At 61.5% G+C, this 17,645-nt stretch carries 13 protein-coding genes and 1 pseudogene; 11 read left to right on the top strand and 3 right to left on the bottom strand.

Features of this window, described 5'->3' with window-relative positions:
* Positions 1 to 368 precede the first annotated feature (368 nt).
* Positions 369 to 1,658 (top strand): polysaccharide deacetylase family protein, encoded by a 1,290-nt coding sequence (locus HQ394_RS07690; RefSeq protein WP_190262753.1) that lies wholly within the window; start codon positions 369 to 371, stop codon positions 1,656 to 1,658.
* Positions 1,659 to 1,707: 49 nt separating this feature from the next.
* Here the strand turns inward: HQ394_RS07690 and HQ394_RS07685 are convergent, their stop codons facing one another.
* The 3 genes from HQ394_RS07685 to HQ394_RS07675 all read right to left on the bottom strand — a co-directional run bounded on the left by HQ394_RS07685 (position 1,708) and on the right by HQ394_RS07675 (position 7,409).
* A complete protein-coding gene (locus HQ394_RS07685) occupies positions 1,708 to 3,180 on the bottom strand; it encodes a glycogen synthase (RefSeq protein ID WP_190262752.1) in 1,473 nt (490 codons plus the stop codon).
* A 418-nt stretch (positions 3,181 to 3,598) separates the two neighbouring features.
* Positions 3,599 to 6,115: a glycogen/starch/alpha-glucan phosphorylase gene (locus tag HQ394_RS07680; protein ID WP_223291940.1), complete on the bottom strand. Its 2,517-nt coding sequence runs from the start codon at positions 6,113 to 6,115 to the stop codon at positions 3,599 to 3,601.
* A gap of 694 nt (positions 6,116 to 6,809) precedes the next feature.
* Positions 6,810 to 7,409, bottom strand: a complete 600-nt coding sequence (locus HQ394_RS07675; protein ID WP_223291939.1) for a hypothetical protein — start codon at positions 7,407 to 7,409, stop codon at positions 6,810 to 6,812.
* A 169-nt stretch (positions 7,410 to 7,578) separates the two neighbouring features.
* On the opposite strand from HQ394_RS07675, the pseudogene glgB reads away from it, so the two are divergent.
* The 10 genes and pseudogenes from glgB to HQ394_RS07630 all read left to right on the top strand — a co-directional run bounded on the left by glgB (position 7,579) and on the right by HQ394_RS07630 (position 17,624).
* A pseudogene (gene glgB / locus HQ394_RS20715) lies at positions 7,579 to 9,844 on the top strand (1,4-alpha-glucan branching protein GlgB).
* A 99-nt stretch (positions 9,845 to 9,943) separates the two neighbouring features.
* Complete coding sequence (locus HQ394_RS07665; protein ID WP_190262750.1) at positions 9,944 to 10,159, top strand: HypC/HybG/HupF family hydrogenase formation chaperone; 216 nt, start codon at positions 9,944 to 9,946, stop codon at positions 10,157 to 10,159.
* Positions 10,160 to 10,236: 77 nt separating this feature from the next.
* Positions 10,237 to 11,163, top strand: coding sequence for an alpha/beta hydrolase (locus HQ394_RS07660; RefSeq protein ID WP_456151502.1), 927 nt, complete (start codon positions 10,237 to 10,239; stop codon positions 11,161 to 11,163).
* A 186-nt stretch (positions 11,164 to 11,349) separates the two neighbouring features.
* Positions 11,350 to 11,988 carry an MlaC/ttg2D family ABC transporter substrate-binding protein gene (locus HQ394_RS07655; protein ID WP_190262748.1) on the top strand — a complete coding sequence of 213 codons (639 nt, stop codon included), beginning with the start codon at positions 11,350 to 11,352 and terminating at the stop codon, positions 11,986 to 11,988.
* A 15-nt stretch (positions 11,989 to 12,003) separates the two neighbouring features.
* Entirely contained in the window at positions 12,004 to 12,882 is an 879-nt protein-coding gene (hpnC, locus tag HQ394_RS07650) for a squalene synthase HpnC (protein WP_223291936.1), read from the top strand.
* Between the two features lie 126 nt (positions 12,883 to 13,008).
* A complete protein-coding gene (hpnD, locus tag HQ394_RS07645; protein ID WP_190262747.1) occupies positions 13,009 to 13,782 on the top strand; it encodes a presqualene diphosphate synthase HpnD in 774 nt (257 codons plus the stop codon).
* A 4-nt stretch (positions 13,783 to 13,786) separates the two neighbouring features.
* Entirely contained in the window at positions 13,787 to 14,920 is a 1,134-nt protein-coding gene (locus tag HQ394_RS07640) for a hydroxysqualene dehydroxylase (protein ID WP_223291935.1), read from the top strand.
* Positions 14,805 to 15,086: an FAD-dependent oxidoreductase gene (locus tag HQ394_RS19725; RefSeq protein ID WP_223292058.1), complete on the top strand. Its 282-nt coding sequence runs from the start codon at positions 14,805 to 14,807 to the stop codon at positions 15,084 to 15,086. The genes HQ394_RS07640 and HQ394_RS19725 overlap by 116 nt, the downstream gene beginning before the upstream one ends.
* 71 nt (positions 15,087 to 15,157) lie before the next feature.
* Positions 15,158 to 17,131, top strand: a complete 1,974-nt coding sequence (gene shc / locus HQ394_RS07635; protein WP_190262746.1) for a squalene--hopene cyclase — start codon at positions 15,158 to 15,160, stop codon at positions 17,129 to 17,131.
* 112 nt (positions 17,132 to 17,243) lie between these two features.
* A complete protein-coding gene (locus HQ394_RS07630) occupies positions 17,244 to 17,624 on the top strand; it encodes a DUF3192 domain-containing protein (protein WP_190262745.1) in 381 nt (126 codons plus the stop codon).
* Positions 17,625 to 17,645 lie beyond the last annotated feature (21 nt).

Raw genomic sequence — 17,645 nt, 5'->3', positions numbered from 1 at the left:
TGAGCATTGTCCCTTAATAGGCTGATAAAAGGGCGAGGAAGCTTCGTCAACCCCGATATCTGGTTTACGCCATAGGCCGGCAGCGGGCGGCCCGGCAGGGGGCCGATCCCCATCGTTTCGGCGCTCGTCTCCCCGCACGATGCGAGCGGCGGACGCTGGGGCCTGGCGCAAAGCAGCGCCCATCGCCAGAGGCAAATCATGCTGCCAAATCCAGGCGCTGCACCCGGCAGTGTCTGCGGCCTGCCGCTATACACCGACATGGTATCGCCTGCGATGAGGCCGCCGGCCTCGATACGGTTGCCCCAGCGTGCCGCAGAGGCTAGCGTTTGCGCAGGCGCAAAAAGGAACCGAACCGGGAGAGGGGATCGATGAACGAGATCTATCATGCACTGGTGCTCAACCTGCATCAGCCGCCCAGCAATCTGGACGATCTGCTTCACACCAACGAATGGGAAGTCAAAGAGATCCTTTTCGCCTACGATAGAATGCCGCGGACGCTTTGGCCTTACGCCGATTTGGCCCGCGTGCACCTTTCGATGTCTGGCAGCCTGCTTGAAACGCTGTCCCACCCCGAGTTTCAGCGCCGCGTCTACGGCAGTGTCGATTGCGGCACGCTGCTGTGGGCGCTGCAGAACAGCCAGATCTTCGAGATCCTTGGCACGGGCTATTACCACCCGGTGCTGGCGCTGATCCCCGAAGCGGACTGGGACGAACAGATTTACCGCTGGCAGGCGCTTGCCCGCCATGTCTTTTGGCGCAACCGCTTTCCTGGCTTTTGGCCGCCAGAGATGGGTTTCGACATGAAGCTGATCCCGCACCTGGTCAAGGCGGGGTATCGTTACGTTATGGTCGATTGCGAATACATCGACCCGGTGGACAACATGTCGTGGCAGGAGTTGCGCTATCGGCCGCATCTCTGCCGCTATGAAGATTCAGAGATCGTCATCATCTCCCGCGACCGTGACCTGTCCAACGCCCAACTCTCCGGCATGGAATATGGCTGGTTCTACAATGAACTGCAGGAACGGACCCGCTGGTGCGATTTCCCACCGTTGGTTGCCACCGCATCGGACGGCGACAATGGTGGCTGGTTCCGCAATGTTAATCCGCTGGCAAATTTCTGGACCTACTTCTATCGGGAAGCGATGGAGCAGATCCGTGCCGGCAATTCGGCGATGCGCCCGACCTTTATCGATGATTACCTCAACCGTTTCGGCGCCCACGGCTACGTGACCGTTCGTCGCGGGGCCTGGAACACCGACGAACATCACGGTTGGAATTTTCATCAGTGGCAGGGCGGCCAGGCGCAGCGCGATGCGATGGCTCGCATCCATCGCCTTTTCAGGTNNGAGTTCCATCACCTGAAAGGCACCGCCGATCGCGTCCCCGATCACGCGGGCGACGCACAGGCGCAACTGGCGGAGGCACATTGGCACCTGCTGCGGGCAGAGACAAGTTGCAACCTCTATTGGGGTGATGCCTGGGTCTACAAGGCGCACCAGGACCTGGATGGAGTTGCCTACCATCTGCAGGAGGCACGGCATCTCCTCGGCGATCTGGCAACTGAGCCGCTCCCTGGCGAGCAAGCTGCGGTCGATGCGACGAGTCCGGTTGACGAAACAACAGCGGTTGATGCAACAAATCTGGCGTCAACCTGAGCAGGGCAGCGTGGGGCCACAAGAGGTGACCCCACGCACCCAGTCACCGCTACTTGCAGCGGATGTGGTCGTAGACTTCGATGTAGCGTTGTCCGGATTGCGCCCAAGAGCTGTCAAAGGACAAGGCGTTGGTGATCAGGCGGCGGAACTCCTTGGGGTAGCCGAACCACAAACCCAAAGCGCGCGACAGCGCTGATTCCAGGCCTTTGAAGTCGGCGTCCTTGAAGACGTAGCCGTTGCGATCTTCCGGCAGTTTGTCGGAATTATCACGGTCGAAGACGGTATCAACCAGCCCACCCACCGCGCGGACGACGGGAACGCTGCCGTAGCGCATGGCAATCAGCTGTGCCAAGCCGCAGGGCTCGAACAGACTGGGAACGATGCAGATATCGGCACCAGCGTAAATCAGATGCGCCAACTGCTCGTTGAAGCCGATTTCAAGGTGGCAATCGGCATTTTCGTTCAGATAGTGCTTCAGATGCCAGAAGTGGTTGTTGATGCCGCGGTCGCCACCGGCACCGAGCATGACGAACTGTCCACCACGTTCCAGGGTGTAGAAGAGTGCGTGCTGGATCAGGTGGACGCCCTTCTGTGCGTCCAACCGGCCCACATAGGCGACGATCGGTTTGAACTCCTTGCGCAGCCACAGCCGCTCGCGCAGGGCGTCCTTGTTGCCGTATTTGCTCTCAACGTTCCAGACGTTGTAGTGCGATGGAATAAACCGGTCAGTTTCCGGATTCCACACGTCGTAGTCGACACCGTTGAGGATGCCGCCAAACTTGTAATGATGGATCGCCAGTGTTTGCCCAAGGCCGTAACCCTGGTCGGTGAAACGGGCTTCCCAGCTATGATGCGGCGAGACCGTGTTCACATAATTCGAGTAGACGATCCCACCCTTCATCAGGTTGATCGCGGTGTTATTGAAGTTGTCGCGCAACCGGTCGTGGTGGAAATAATACTCTGGACGGCACAGGCCAGTCGCCCAGAGGACCGCCTCGCCGGTAATCCCCTGATGTTTGAAGTTGTGGATCGTGTAGACGACGCGCTGCCGGTTCATCCCCAGTCGTTCATAGATTTCGAACAGGAGAACCGGAATGAGGCCGGTCTGCCAGTCGTGGCAGTGAATGATGTCCGGTCGCTTGTTACCTTTGTGCATGAACTCCATTGCCGCCTTGCAGAAAAACGCAAAGCGCAACGGATCATCATGAAAGCCGTAGAATGAACCACGGTCAAAGAAATTGTCCGGGGAGTGCGGTTCAATGAAGAAGCACTTACGCCCGTGGACAAAGCCGAACCAGACTGAGCAGTTGACGCCGGAGCCGTACCAGGGCACCCACAGGTTTTCCCATATTTTGTGGAGACCCCAAATCTCATCATACCACATACAGTCGTATTTGGGCAGGATGATCTCTACGGCGTTGCCGCGGATTTCCAGCTCACGGCTGAGGCCGAAGACGACGTCGGCCAGTCCACCGACTTTCGCTACAGGAGCCAGCTCCGCCGAAATCATTACGATGTGCATCGGTCAGCGTCCTTAATCGCGCCTTCTCGACTTAAAACGGGACGACCCGGACCCGAGCAGGGCAAGCGCCACCACCTTGCATCCTGGACGGGAGACAATAGGCCCTGTCCCTGAATTCGACGGCGGCCTCCAGTATGGTTACGCACCGCGGCCAAAGTCCATCGCGTTGATGCGGAGTGCCCAGTGAGAGGTAGCGTTTGCAGGAGGGACTCCGTCCTTGTAGAGGGCAACCGGGGTGGGGGCAACGGTTGCGATGCTGCCGACGGAATCGATTGCCGGCCAAGAGCGAGATCGATTTCCGCCGTTGAGAGAGGCGGTCGCCGGCTGAGGCGCTGGCGCTCACAGGGGCCGGCGGTAGTATCCCCCGCCGGCCGTGGCCGGCGGGGGATACCGCTGCGGTTTTGCTGTCGACGGACGCCTACGAGGACTTCTTCGGGGCGACGTCGGTTGGTTTGCAGTGCCAGATTTCGTTGTTGTATTCGGCGATGGTGCGGTCGGACGTGAACTTGCCGGAGCGGGCGATATTGTAGATCGCCATTTCCGTCCAGCTGCTCTGATCGCGGTACGCCGCTTCCATCTTGAGCTGGCTGTCGATGAAGCTGCGGAAGTCGGCCATGTGCATATAATAGTCGCCGTGCTCCAGCAGGTTGGCGATGATCGGCCGGAAGATACCAGGCTCGGTCAGGCTGAAGAAATCGTTGCGAATCAGATCAACGGCGGCGCGAATCTCGTCGTCCGTTTCGTAGTAATGGTAGGGATTGTAGCTGGAGCGACGTGCTTCTACCTCGTCTGCGGTGAGCCCGAAGATAAAGATATTCTCGTCGCCAACTTCTTCTTTGATCTCGATATTGGCGCCGTCGAGGGTGCCGATGGTCAGCGCTCCGTTCATCTGGAACTTCATGTTGCCGGTGCCCGACGCTTCCATCCCGGCGGTGGAAATCTGCACGCTCACGTCTGCCGCCGGAATGATTCGCTCGGCCAGGGAGACGCGATAATCAGGGATGAAGACGACCTTGAGCTTGTCCTTCAGCTGTGGGTCGTAGTCGATGACGCCGGCGATCTGGTGGATCAGCTTGATGATCAGCTTCGCCATATGATAGCCCGGCGCCGCCTTGCCGCCGAAGATGAACGTCTGCGGGACGACGTCGAGCGACGGATTGGCCTTGATCCGGTTGAAGAGGACGATGATGTAAAGCGCGAGGAGCAGCTGGCGCTTATATTCGTGAATACGCTTGACCTGAACCTGAAACATCGAATTCGGCGGTACTGAGATGTTCAGCGTCCGCTTGATGTAGTCAGTCAGCGCAACTTTGTTCGCGTATTTTACGTCCTGAATGCTCTTCTGGAATGCCTTGTCCTTCGCTAGCCGCTCGATGCCGCGAATCTTGTCCAGGTCGGTAATCCAACCATCGCCAATGGTTTCGCGAATCAAGGTCGCCAAGCGCGGATTGGCCTTCAGTAGCCAGCGGCGGGGAGTGACACCATTGGTCTTGTTATTGAAGCGTTCCGGATAGAAATCGCTGAAGTCCTTCATCAGGCCGTCCTTCAGCAGCCGCGAGTGGATCGCAGCGACGCCATTGGTGGAGCAGCTGCCGACGACGGCGATGTTCGCCATCCGCACCGACTTCTCCGGGTCTTCCTGGATCAGGCTCATGCGGCGCAAGCGGTCGAAATCCCCAGGGTAGCGGGTGGCAACCTTGCGCATGAAGCGGCTGTTGATTTCATATATGATCTGCAGGTGGCGCGGCAGCAGACGTTCAAACATGCTGACCGGCCAGCGCTCAAGCGCCTCCGGCAAAAGCGTATGGTTGGTATAGCCACAGGAATTGACCGTCAATTCCCAGGCTTTGTCCCAGTCCATGTCTTCCTTATCGACGAAGATATGCATCAACTCCGGCACAACAAGCGCCGGATGCGTATCGTTCATCTGGACGAAGACCTTGTCTGGGAAGGACGACCAGTCGTTGGCATCGGCCTTGAAGCGGCGGACGATGTCCTGAACCGAGCAGGAGACGAAGAAGTATTCCTGGCGCAGTCGGAGCTCGCGGCCGGCGTAGACGGCGTCGCTGGGGTAAAGAACCTTGGTGAGGTTCTCCGCCATCAGCTTGTCTTCCACCGCTTCGACGTACGAGCCGCGGCTGAAGTCCTGGAAGTGGAACTCGGAGGTGGCACGCGCCGTCCAGAGCCGCAAGTTATTGACGTTAAAGCAGCCGTAGCCGACGATTGGCGTATCGTAGGCCATGCCGACGATCGGGCGGGTGCCGACCCAGTCCCAGTGGGTGACGCCGTTGACCCGGCGCGGTTCGGCGCGGCCCTCGAAAGGAACGACGAACGACAGCTCAGGATGCGCCACTTCCCAGGGATTGCCCCAGCGCAACCAGTTGTCCGGCTCTTCCACCTGGTAGCCGTTGTCGATGCTCTGCTTGAAGATGCCGTAGTCGTAGCGGATGCCGTAGCCGATCGCCGGCAGCTTCAGGGTCGCCATCGAATCGAGGAAGCAGGCGGCGAGTCGTCCGAGGCCGCCGTTGCCGAGCGCTGCATCTGATTCCACGTCGCGCAGCACGTCCCAGTCGAGGCCAATCTGACTCATCGCCTTACGGCAGGTGTCCTCGAGCAACAGATTGATGACGTTGTTGCCCATGGCGCGGCCAATGAGGAACTCGAGCGAAAGATAGCAGATACGCTTGACGTTCTGGTGATGGTAGCCCTGCTGCGTCTGGATCCACCTTTCAACGAGGCGGTCGCGAACTGCCAGTGCCAGCGCCTGGTAACGGTCCTGGTCAGTGGCAGTGTATTTATCCTTGGCGAGGGTACAGGTCAGGTGGAACAAGAAGCTCCGAATGAGGCTTTCCTCGTCCATGCCGATCTGGTCCACAACCGCAGCCTTTTCCATCTCCCACAAGCTGCTTGTTGCGGATGTCTTCTCAATCCTCATCTGCGCATTCTCCCTGCACTTAATCTTGTCAGATTGTTTTCCGCGTCGAGCTGTTGCCATCCATCACCCGCGAACAACATGCCGAAGACGCGCTCATCAGGGCTTGTCCGGTGACAGCAGATACGGTGCCAACATTGCTCGGTTTTCGCGACTATGTAGTTTTGCGGATCTCTTGATAGTTGCCTTCGGTGGCTTGTGGCCAACCGCGACGCTATTCCCCTGTCTCCCCGCTGCCTTGGGCCTAACATCCGTTACCGTAAGTCGAGCCCGACAGGGCCAGTGGCTGAGGATCGTTGACCACAATGATGCTAAAGGCCCACATGAAAGCGGACCGGTGCGCGCCGATTGGCGCTAGCATAGCCGCTGTTTTGCGCCCCGGCAAAGGGCCGAAACGCGAAATAGCGTATGGCACCCAGCTCTGCTGCTGCCGCCGACTTATGCCACCATTGTGAGCCGTCCGGCCGTCGTTATAAAAGGGGGCACTGCAGACGGTAGCAGGTAGGTCACGGCGATCCGGGTGCCGAATGCAGTGTGGTCGGGGTGCCGAGAGCCGGAAGGCCGGTCCAGATTAGCACGCGAAGCCGACCGATGATCCGAGCGAGAGAAGGAGGGCGGTTACTGATGAGCGCCAAGGGAAACGCAGGGAAGGACGCGCCGATCGGACGTCCTGCCGCTAAGTCTGCCAGCGTGTCCGCTACTCCACCTGCGGTGGATCAGGCGGTGTCCGGTATTGTGTCAACGCCGACAAATCCTGTTTCGCCTGCCGATTCGGGCAAGCAGCCGCAGGCTGCCGCGGCCTCGGCAGCACCAGCACCGACGGCAAATTCGCTGGGCAAAGCGGCACTTGTCCCCCGCCGCTAACAAAGGCAGAGGCTGTCGAGCCATCACAGGCGACGGTGGTTGCAACCGCCGCCGCGGCGAGCAAGGCGGCGACATCGCCAGTGTTGCCGACGCCGAAAGCACCGAATGAGCTGACGCCGCCGCCGCTAGCCGCAGACGCCGCTCCCAGCAAGTCGGCATCGCTGCCGTCTGGCGCGTCGCCAGTCCTTGCGGCCTCGGCAGGTCCGGCAACATCAGATGCCAGCGCCTCGAAGCGAACGGAGGTCGATGCGCCGGCCGTTGCTGCCGCCATTGACGCCGAGGCATTGCGGTCGAAGGCGCGGATGGAAGGTCCGGCATCGCCAGTAAGCGAATCAAAGGCGGGATCTGCTCCGACGACTACCGCATCGGCCCCTGCCGCAGCTTCACCGGCTTCGACCGCAGGACGTTCTGTGACAAAGCCGGCCTCGCCCACGGCTTCCGTCGCAACCGACCTGCCGACCGCCGCAGCTGCGCCGGCTCCCGCAGTCGCTTCAGGTGCGGTGGCCCCCGTGGCCAAGCTGCCGCGCGAGGCAGTCGCGGTCCCCACCCCGCGACCGGCGGCACCCACGGTCACACCGGTCGCGTCGCCCCCGATCGCGCCCGTGGCAGCACCGGCGAAGCCGAAGCCTGCACCGGCACCGGTTTCGCGCGACCGCCTCGCGCCCTACGGCGACGTGGAGGGGATTGTCACCGCGAGCCACCGCGATCCCTTCGGCTTTCTCGGCATGCACACGTTGCACCCGGAAGAGGCCCTCGTCGTCCGCTGCTTCATCCCGGAAGCCAAGGCGGTGACGCTGATCGAGGCGTCCACCGGCGATCCGTTGGTGGCGCTGGAGCGCGTGCACGAAGACGGTCTGTTTGCCGGCAGCGTTGCCGCGCGTGACGAGCCGTTTGCCTATCGCCTACGGGTTCAAACCGCGGCGGCATCGATCGAGATCGACGATCCCTATCGGTTTCCGCCGGTGCTGAGTGAGGACGACATTCGGCTACTTGCCGCCGGTGATCACCTGACCAGCTACGAGACGCTGGGGTCGCACGTCTGCTCCTCGCAGGGCGTGACCGGCGTCGCTTTTGCCGTATGGGCACCCAACGCCGGCCGGGTCTCGGTGGTTGGTGAGTTCAACAACTGGGATGGTCGCTGCCACGGCATGCGGCTAAGGCACGACTGTGGCGTCTGGGAGATCTTTCTTCCCGGCATAGCGCCCGGGCAATTGTACAAGTACGAGATCAAGTCCGCGAGCGGCACCCGCCTGCCGGACAAGTGTGATCCCTATGCCTTCCTCGTCGAATCGCGACCCGGGGCCGCCACGATCATCTGCGATCTGGATGGCTATCGGTGGGGCGATCAGGCCTGGATGAAGGCACGAGCGGCCGCCCCTGCGCGCGAAACGCCGTTGTCGATCTATGAGGTGCACCTTCCGTCGTGGCGGCGGCGACCCGAGGAAGGGCATCGCCCGCTCACCTATACCGAGCTGGCCAAAGAGCTGGTGAACTATGTCAAGTATATGCAGTTCACCCACATCGCGCGCGCTGTTGCCGCTGGCCGAATTCGATGCCGACGCCAGCCTGGGCTATCAGACGTTTGCGCCATTCGCACCATCCAATCGCTGGGGCAACCCCGATCACCTTCGCCTGCTGATTGACCGCGCGCATCAGGCCGGGATCGGCGTCATCCTCAACTGGGTGCCGACGCAGTTTACCGACGATCAGCACAGCCTGCGCGAGTTCGATGGGACCCACCTCTACGAACCCGCCGACTCTCGCCAGCACCTTCCCGGCTCAACGCTGTTCACCTATGACTACAGTCGCCGCGAGGTGGCCAATTACCTGATCAGCAACGCACTCTACTGGCTCGACAAGTTTCACGTCGATGCGCTGCACATCGACGGTGTTAGCCGGATGCTCTATCTCGACTATGGCCGCGCGCGCGGCGAATGGCAGCCCAACCGCTTCGGCGGGCACGAGTATCTCGAGGCAGTCGACTTCCTGCGCCGGTTCAACGCCGAGGTGTACGCTAGGTTTCCTGGGACGTTTACGATGTGCGAGGAAAACTCGCTGTGGCCGCGGGTGTCGCATCCGGGCTTCCTCGGTGGCCTCGGCTTCGGCTTCAAGTGGCAGACAGGCTGGTCGCGGGACGTTTTACGCCACTTGGCACGCAATCCGGTTCACCGCAAATATTACTTCGACGAATTGACGCAGGGTCCGGCGACGGCCTTTAATGAAAACTATATCCTGACGGCATCGCACGAAAACGTCGCCGCTGGCCAAGGGTCTTTGTTGCGGCGGATGCCGGGTGATACTTGGCAGAAGTTTGCCAACCTTCGCACGTTCTATGCCTTTCTTTACACCCACCCCGGCAAGAAGCTGCTCTTTATGGGCGACGAATTTGCTCAGGAGCGGGAGTGGAACCCGGAAATCAGCCTCGACTGGCATCTGGCGGGTGGCGACGGACCGCACCAGGCGATGCAGCGCCTCGTGCGCGATCTCAACGCGCTCTATCGCTCAACGCCGGCGTTGTACCAGCGCGATTGCGAGGCAGATGGGTTCTCCTGGATCGATTGCAGTGATGCGGACCAAGGTGTGCTCGCATTCATGCGTTCGGGGACCGAAGGTGAAGGGAATGTCGTCGTCGTCTGCCACTTTACCCCGGTGGTGCGGAAGGGATACCGCATCGGCGTCCCCGAACCGGGAAACTATGTCGAGCGCCTTAACACCGATGCCGAAAGCTATGGTGGTTCCAACAGCGGCAACGCTGGCGGGGTGGTTGCTGATGCGGAACCAGCACACGGCCGGCCGTATTCAATCTCGCTCGAGTTGCCGCCCTTTGCCGTTGTCATCCTCGAACATCAGGCCGAGGCGTCAGTCTAGCCGCCGGATGACAGGCCGGTCGCCAAGGGCGTGCCGGCCTGTCGCCGCCGCAAGTAGGCGCCGCTAGGGGTAACCTTTCCATAGGAGGGATAACCTTTAATGTGTCTTGCGGTTCCGGCGCAGATTATCGCGCTGTTGCCTGATAATCGGGCGCAGATCGACCGCGGCGGCCTCGTCGAGGAGGCCAGTCTTGCCCTGGTGGACGACGACGTGGCCGTGGGTGATTTTGTCATCGTCCAGGTCGGTGTCGCGCTGGCGAAGCTATCGCCTGCGGAGGCGGAAGAAGCTCTGGCGTTGTTGGCAGCGGCGGGCTGAGTGGCCGACTGGCGGGCGAACACCTCCCGCGGATTTGTTCAGCAATTTTGCAGCGCGGCATTTTGTGCGGTCGCGAAATGGGCTATGGTCCGCGCACACAATCATTGCTTCGGGAAAGTTCAATGAACCTTGAGGTCATCAGCCACCTCCCGGTCGGGCGCGCGCAGCCGACGCCTTTGCTCTTTGTTCATGGTGCGTTCAGCGGAGCGTGGGTGTGGGACGAGCATTTTTTGCCATTCTTTGCCAAGAATGGCTATCAGGCGCACGCGCTGTCGTTGCGCGGCCATGGCGAAAGCCCCGGGCGCGAGGGGTTGACCTTCGCCCGGCTGCGGGATTACGTCGCCGACGTGGAAGAGGTGATCGCAACACTGCCGACGCCACCAGTCCTTATCGGTCATTCCCTGGGTGGCATGGTGGTGCAGAAGGTCATGCACCGGTGTGAATTGCCGGCAGCGGTGTTGATGGCATCGTCGCCGCCGCACGGGATGATCCCTAGCATGTTCGGCACGTCGTTCACCAATCCAGGGCTGTTTCGCGATCTGGCGATGGTGCAGGCGTTCGGTCCGGATACCGTCAACGGTCTCAGTCTTCGCCGGGCGCTGTTTGCCGATGCAACGACGGATGCGGAAGTGTCGCGCTACATGCGACGGTTTCAGGCCGAATCAACGCTGGTGATCCTTGATCTGATGGGGCTCGACCTGCCGCCATCGACCCCCTGTCTCGATCTGCCGGTGCTGGTGCTGGGGGCAGAACAGGACACGTTCATCTTCCGGGGCGGACTGGATGCCACCGCGGACACCTATCGGACCGCGGCCGAGGTCNTTCCCGGCATGGCGCATGCCATGATGCTGGAACACAACTGGCAGCAGGTGGCCGATCGCATCCTCGGATGGCTCACCACCACGCTAAAGACAAAAAGCGAGGCGTCGCCGCCGCACAAGCGGACAGGCGAGAAGACGACGACAGCCGACGCCAAGCTTCCCGCGGTGAGCGGCGCGTATTAGGGCTGGGGTGACGGGCGGGCGCCAGTCCGCAGCAGCGGGCGCATTTGGTACAACTTGCGAGGATAACGCGCGGAGCGATCGGGCTCTTGCGCGTTTTTCTTGCTTTTTCCGCCAGGATTGGGTGACTTCAGCCGCATGGGTGCACACCTCCGTTGCGAGTTGTTGAACGTAAAGAAGGAGATCCGTATGCAGCGATTGCGCTCAGTTGGGCCGATCATTCACCGTCTGGCGCTCGGACTGAGCCTAGTTGTGTTGTTGCTGCTGCCGGTTGCCGGCCAAGCGGCAACGGATCCGACGGAGGCCCGCACGTTCATAATTGCTCTGGCCGATCGCGCCATCGCTGCGCTGACGCCTACCAATATCACGCGCGAGGTGCGCGAACAGCGATGCCGGGAACTTTTGCGCGCCAACTTCGCGGTGGAAACGATCGGCCAGTTTGTCCTCGGCCGCTACTGGCGATCGGCGACGCCGGAGGAACGCCAGGACTTTATGACGCTATTCGAGAACTTCATCGTCGGCACCTATGCCGACCGGTTCAGTCGTTACGCTGGCCAAAGGCTGGATGTGAATGACGCTACCACTGAGCCAGAGACCGGGGATGCCATCGTCAAGTCGCAAATCGAGCGGACCGGCGGCGCGCCGGTGCAGGTTGCTTGGCGGGTGCGCCAGATGCCCGAAGGGCTGCGCATCGTTGACGTTATCATCGAGGGCGTGAGCATGGGCGTTACCCAACGCTCCGATTTCGCCTCGGTCATCCGCAACAACGGCGGTACCGTTTCCGGCCTCATTGATCAGATGCGCAAGCGCACTGATTCTGCCGGCTGACGGCGGCGCACAGGCATGGCGGGCAACGAAGAGAGCATGGCGCTGACGCTGATGACGAGCGGAGTGGAGGCGCCATCCGGCAAAGATGCGGCGTATGAGAACTTTCCCGTGGGCTCCTGGCTGCTGCCGGCGGCGCTGCGGCCACATATCGCTCGATTCTATGCCTATGCGCGCGCCATTGACGATATCGCCGATGATCCGGCGCTTAGCCCAGAGGTGAAGATTGCCCGCCTTGATGGTTTTGCCGCCGCCATTCGCGGTCTCAACAGCGATCCTGCCTTTGCCAAGGCGCATGCCATGCGGGAAAGCCTGCGCCTGACGGCGATTACGCCGCAGCACTGTCTCGACCTGATTTCGGCTTTCAAGCAAGACGCGGTCAAGACCCGCTACGCCAGCTGGGAGGAACTGATCGACTATTGCAATCGATCGGCCGCGCCGGTGGGTCGCTACCTGCTCGATCTGCACGGGGGATCCCGCGACGGCTATGCCGCCTCGGATGCGCTTTGCAATGCCCTGCAGGTGATCAATCATCTGCAGGATTGTCAGGCGGATTATCGCCAGATCGATCGCGTCTACCTGCCGTTGACGTGGCTTGACGAGGCTGGGGCAACGGTCAGTGATCTTGATCTCGGTGCAACGACGCCGGCGCTCAGACGGGTGCTCGAGCAATGCCTCGCCGGTACCGAGCGGCTCCTGACGGTGGCTGCGGCGTTGCCGTCGGCGCTGCGCAGCCGTCGCTTGGCGATGGAATCGGCGGCCATTCTGGCCATAGCCCGCCGGCTTACCGCCCGGTTGCGGCGCGAAGACCCCTTGGCCGAACGGGTGCAGTTGAGCAAGCCGGCGTTCGCTTGGTGCTGTATCCGCGGCGCAGTGGCTGCGGGCCTGCGAGTGTAAGTGGATGCAGGATCGCCTTGTTTCCTCCGAGGGTTTGCGTCTTGACGCCGGGCCCATGTCGGCAGACCACGATGCTGAGGCGGTGGAGCGAATCGTTCGTCGGTCCGGAACCTCCTTTTTTGGGCGATGCGGCTGCTGCCGGCGCAAAAGCGACGGGCGATGTTCGCTGTTTATGCCTTCTGCCGTGAAGTCGATGACATTGCCGACGATGGTGACACCCTAACCGCCAAGCGGCTGGGCCTCGCCGACTGGCGCGACGAGGTGGACAGGCTCTTTGCCGGCCGGCCTCAGCGGCCGATCACCCGGCAGCTCCTACCGTTGCTGTCCACCTTCCGCCTCGAAAAGGTCGACTTTATCGCCATCATCGACGGCATGGAGATGGACGCTGCCGACCGGTTACGCCTCAGCGACATGAGCGAACTTGCGCTCTATTGCGACCGGGTCGCTTGTGCCGTCGGTCGCCTTTCGGTCCGCATTTTCGGCGTGCCGCAGCCAAATGGCGATCGTCTGGCCAAGGCGCAGGGCGAGGCGTTGCAACTCACCAACATTCTGCGCGACTTGGCTGAAGACGCCCAGCGCGACCGGCTTTATCTTCCGGCCGACCTGCTGCGGGATGCCGGTTTGGCGGAAAACGCCGATCCGCAACGCGTCATCGCCGATGCCCGGATTATTCCGGTCTGTGAACGGCTGGCGAATCTGGCACAGCGCCGCTTCGCTGAAGCGGGCGAGCTGATTACTGCCTGCGATCGGCGGCAGGTGCGCCCGGCGGTGGTCATGATGGAGGTCTACCGACGTACGCTGCAGCGGTTGATCCAGCGCGGCTGGGAGCGGCGGAGCGAGCCTGTAGCGGTGCCGTCGATAGAAAAGCTGTGGGTGGCGTTACGGCACGGGGTCCTGTGAGTCTGTGACCGCAACTGTGCATGTCATTGGTGCCGGGCTTTCCGGCCTCGCCACCGCGGTTGACGTAGNNGCCCGAGCCGGACTGCGGGCAATCGTCTACGAGGCCGCCGGCCATGCGGGCGGTCGCTGCCGCTCCTTTCATGACGCTACCTTGGACCGGACGATCGACAACGGCAACCATCTGGTACTCAGCGGCAATTACGCAATCCATAACTACCTGGAAACATTGGGCGCCACGTCGCGCCTCGCAGGTCCGGATGCCGCCGAGTTCCCTTTCGTCGATCTGGCCACGAACGAACGCTGGTGCGTGCGTCCCGACCCCGGCGTGATGCCATGGTGGATCCTGAATCCGGAGCGGCGGATTCCGGGCACGCGCATCGTCGATTATCTGGCGGGTCTCAGGCTCGCGTTTGCCGGCAAGGAGGCGACGGTCGCCGCATGCGTCGGCAATGGCGCCCTGTTTCGCCGATTCTGGCAGCCGTTGACGGAAGCGGTACTCAATGCTTCGGCGGAGGAAGGGGCGGCGCACCTCCTTTGGCCGGTGCTGCGAGAGACCTTTGGTCGCGGCGAGGCAGCCTGTCGGCCGCGGATCGCCCGCGATGGTTTGAGCGACTGCTTCGTCGATCCGGCGCTGGCGTATCTGCGCCGCCGCGGCAGCGAGGTGCGGATGCATGCACGGGTCCGCGCCCTCAAGCTGACGTCCGAGCGGGTCGAACGCTTGCTGCTGGCAGGGGGTGAAGAGCAGGACGTACAACCCGGCGATGCGGTCGTTGTGGCCATTCCGCCACAGTTTGCAGCCGATCTTGTGCCCGATCTCATCGTGCCGCAGGCGCACCGGGCGATCGTCAACGGCCATTTTCGCCTGTCGCAGGCGCTCCCCGGGCCGGCTCTGGTGGGCATCGTCGGCGGCATCTGTCACTGGCTGTTCCTGCGTGGCGACGTGGCTTCGATTACCATCAGTGCCGCCGATGCCTATCTCGATCGCAGCGCTGATTCGNCTCGCCCAGGCTATGTGGCAGGACATCGTCCGCATCCTCAATCTTGGCGACGCGCCACGGCCGGTTTTTCGCATTATCCGCGAGAAACGCGCGACATTTCTGCAGACGCCGGCCGAGGTCGCGCGGCGTCCCGGCTGTGAGACGACATGGTCCAATCTGCTCCTGGCCGGCGATTGGACCGACACCGGCCTGCCGGCGACTCTCGAAGGTAGCGTGCGCTCAGGCAACACGGCCGCGGCAAAAGCACTGTCNGGTTGTCCACCGTGCTTGACAATACGCCCGCAACGAGTGCACAAAATCAACTAAGTGTGACAAACGAGTGACACCGGGCTAAAGCGTGTTGCCGGCTCATTTAAACTTGTGAAGGGGGAGTAGCCATGGATGGCGGAAAGTCGATGATGTCGGCTCTGGCTTTGCGAATAGCTCCCATTCGCGACGAACTCGATGTGACCATCGACGAAGCTGCTTCGTGGCTCGTCCAGCAGCAGCATGACGACGGCCATTGGGTGTTTGAGCTGGAGGCGGACGCGACGATGGCGTCCGAGTTCGTCCTGCTCAACCATTTTCTTGACGAGATCGAGGATCCGCTCGAGCAGCGGATGGGCAATTACCTGCGGCGCATTCAGGGCGCACACGGTGGCTGGCCGTTGTTTTATGACGGTGATCCTGATCTGAGTGCGACGGTCAAGGCCTACTACGCCTTGAAGATTATCGGTGATGATCCGGACGCACCGCATATGCGCAAGGCCCGCGAACTCATCCTCAACATGGGTGGTGCGGCACGCGCGAATGTCTTTACCCGCTATTGGCTTGCCCTGTTCGGCCAGGTGCCGTGGCGTGCCGTCCCGCTGATCCGCCCCGAAGCGGTATTGCTGCCGAGTTGGGCACCCTTCCACCTCGACAAGGTGTCCTATTGGTCCCGCGCCACGATGGTGCCGATGTTCGTTGTCGCGGCGCTGAAACCGCTCGCGCGCAATCCCCGTGGTGCCGACGTGCGCGAGCTTTTCGTCGTGCCACCGGAAAAGCAGCGCAAATACCTCTCCAATCCCACCGGCCACTGGCTCGNNGCCATGTTTCTCGCCGCCGATCATCTGGGGCGCCTGGCCAAGCCGCTCTACGCGCCGGCCCTGGAAAAGGCGGCGATCGAGCGGGCGATGGAGTTCATCCGCGAGCGGCTCAACGGTGAGGACGGCCTAGGCGCCATCTATCCGGCGATGGCGAATACGATCATGGCAATGAATGTGCTCGATTATCCCATCGATCACCCGGAGCGGCAGGCGGTGCGCAGGGCGATCAATAAGCTGGTGGTCAACCGCGAGAACGAGGCGTATCTGCAGCCGTGCGTCTCGCCGGTGTGGGATACCTCCCTGGCGATGCATGCGATCATGGAGACGCGAGGGCAGGGGGTCGGTGGTCCGCAGGCGCCGGCGGTGAAAGATGGCGCCGGCTGGCTTTGTGCGCATCAGGTGCTTGACGTCAAGGGCGACTGGACGGTCAACCGGCCCAACGTGCGGCCGGGCGGTTGGGCCTTCCAGTATCACAACGCGCACTATCCGGATGTGGACGATACGGCGGTTGTGGTCATGGCGCTGCATCGCAGCGACCCGGACGCGAACGCCGAGGCGGTGGCCCGTGGTGCCGAGTGGGTCATCGGCATGCAGAGCAGTAACGGCGGCTGGGGAGCGTTTGACGCTGAGAACGAGCATTACGCCCTCAATCACATCCCCTTTGCCGATCACGGGGCGCTGCTCGATCCGCCGACGTCCGACGTCACCGCCCGCTGTCTGGGGATGCTGGCGCAGCTCGGTCATGGCACGGACCATCCGGCCGTGGCCCGAGCGCTTGACTTCCTGCGCGGCGAGCAGGAGGCGGACGGTTCCTGGTTCGGCCGCTGGGGCACCAACTACATCTACGGCACATGGTCGGTACTCTGTGCGCTCAATGCCGTCGGCGAAGACATGAACTCCCCTTATATCCGCAAAGCGGTGACGTGGCTGAAAAGCCGGCAGCGCGCCGACGGCGGTTGGGGTGAGGACTGTGCGTCCTACTGGGCGGAGCGGCNNGGCTTGAATGCAATGGCGAGCACCCCATCACAGACCGCGTGGGCCTTGCTGGCGCTGATGGCTGCGGGCGAGGTGGAAAGTCCAGCCGTAGGGCGCGGTGTGAACTACCTGATCACGGCACCCCGCGACGGCGGTCAATGGCAGGAAAAGCATTACAACGCGGTGGGTTTCCCTCGCGTCTTCTATCTCCGCTATTATGGCTACAGCGCCTATTTTCCGCTGTGGGCGCTCGCACGCTATCGCAATCTCAAGCGAAGCAACAGCAAGCGGCCGAGCGTTGGCATCTGAGCGAGAGCGCGGGCGACTTGGAAGCGCTCTTTGCTTAGCTTATGGGTGGCATTATAAGTGAGGATTATAAGTGGATGGCGGTAATTCCGCTAAACTGTCACGGGGAAGCTCCATGAGAGCAGTCGTTATCGTGGCTGCTGTTCTATTTATTTCGGCTTGTGCCCACTCCAATCAGCAAGGTCAAACTAGTCTTGCGGAAATGGCAGCTTCAAACCAATCCAAGTTGATGCAGCTTTCGGTTGGGATGACCAAGAGCGATGTTCTTTCCGTGATGGGAAGCGAAACCGCAACAACGCGCGATGGAATCGTCAATAACCCATGGACTGTCGAGACAGCAATGGGTAATGACGGCGTCCAGTGCGAGGCATTGTACTACTTGACTCGGAAAAACCAGCCATTTACGCCGGTACGTAAGTCGCTGACGACTCCAGTAGTCATCAAAAACGGTCAGGTCGTGGGTTGGGGCGAAGCTGCGCTCCAACGATGTAAGTAGCCAATCATGCCGGCGGCTGCC

The sequence above is a fragment of the Defluviicoccus vanus genome (genome assembly GCF_014672695.1).
Lineage (GTDB): Bacteria > Pseudomonadota > Alphaproteobacteria > Rhodospirillales > Defluviicoccaceae > Defluviicoccus > Defluviicoccus vanus.
This window is presented reverse-complemented; position numbering and strand designations above follow the sequence as displayed.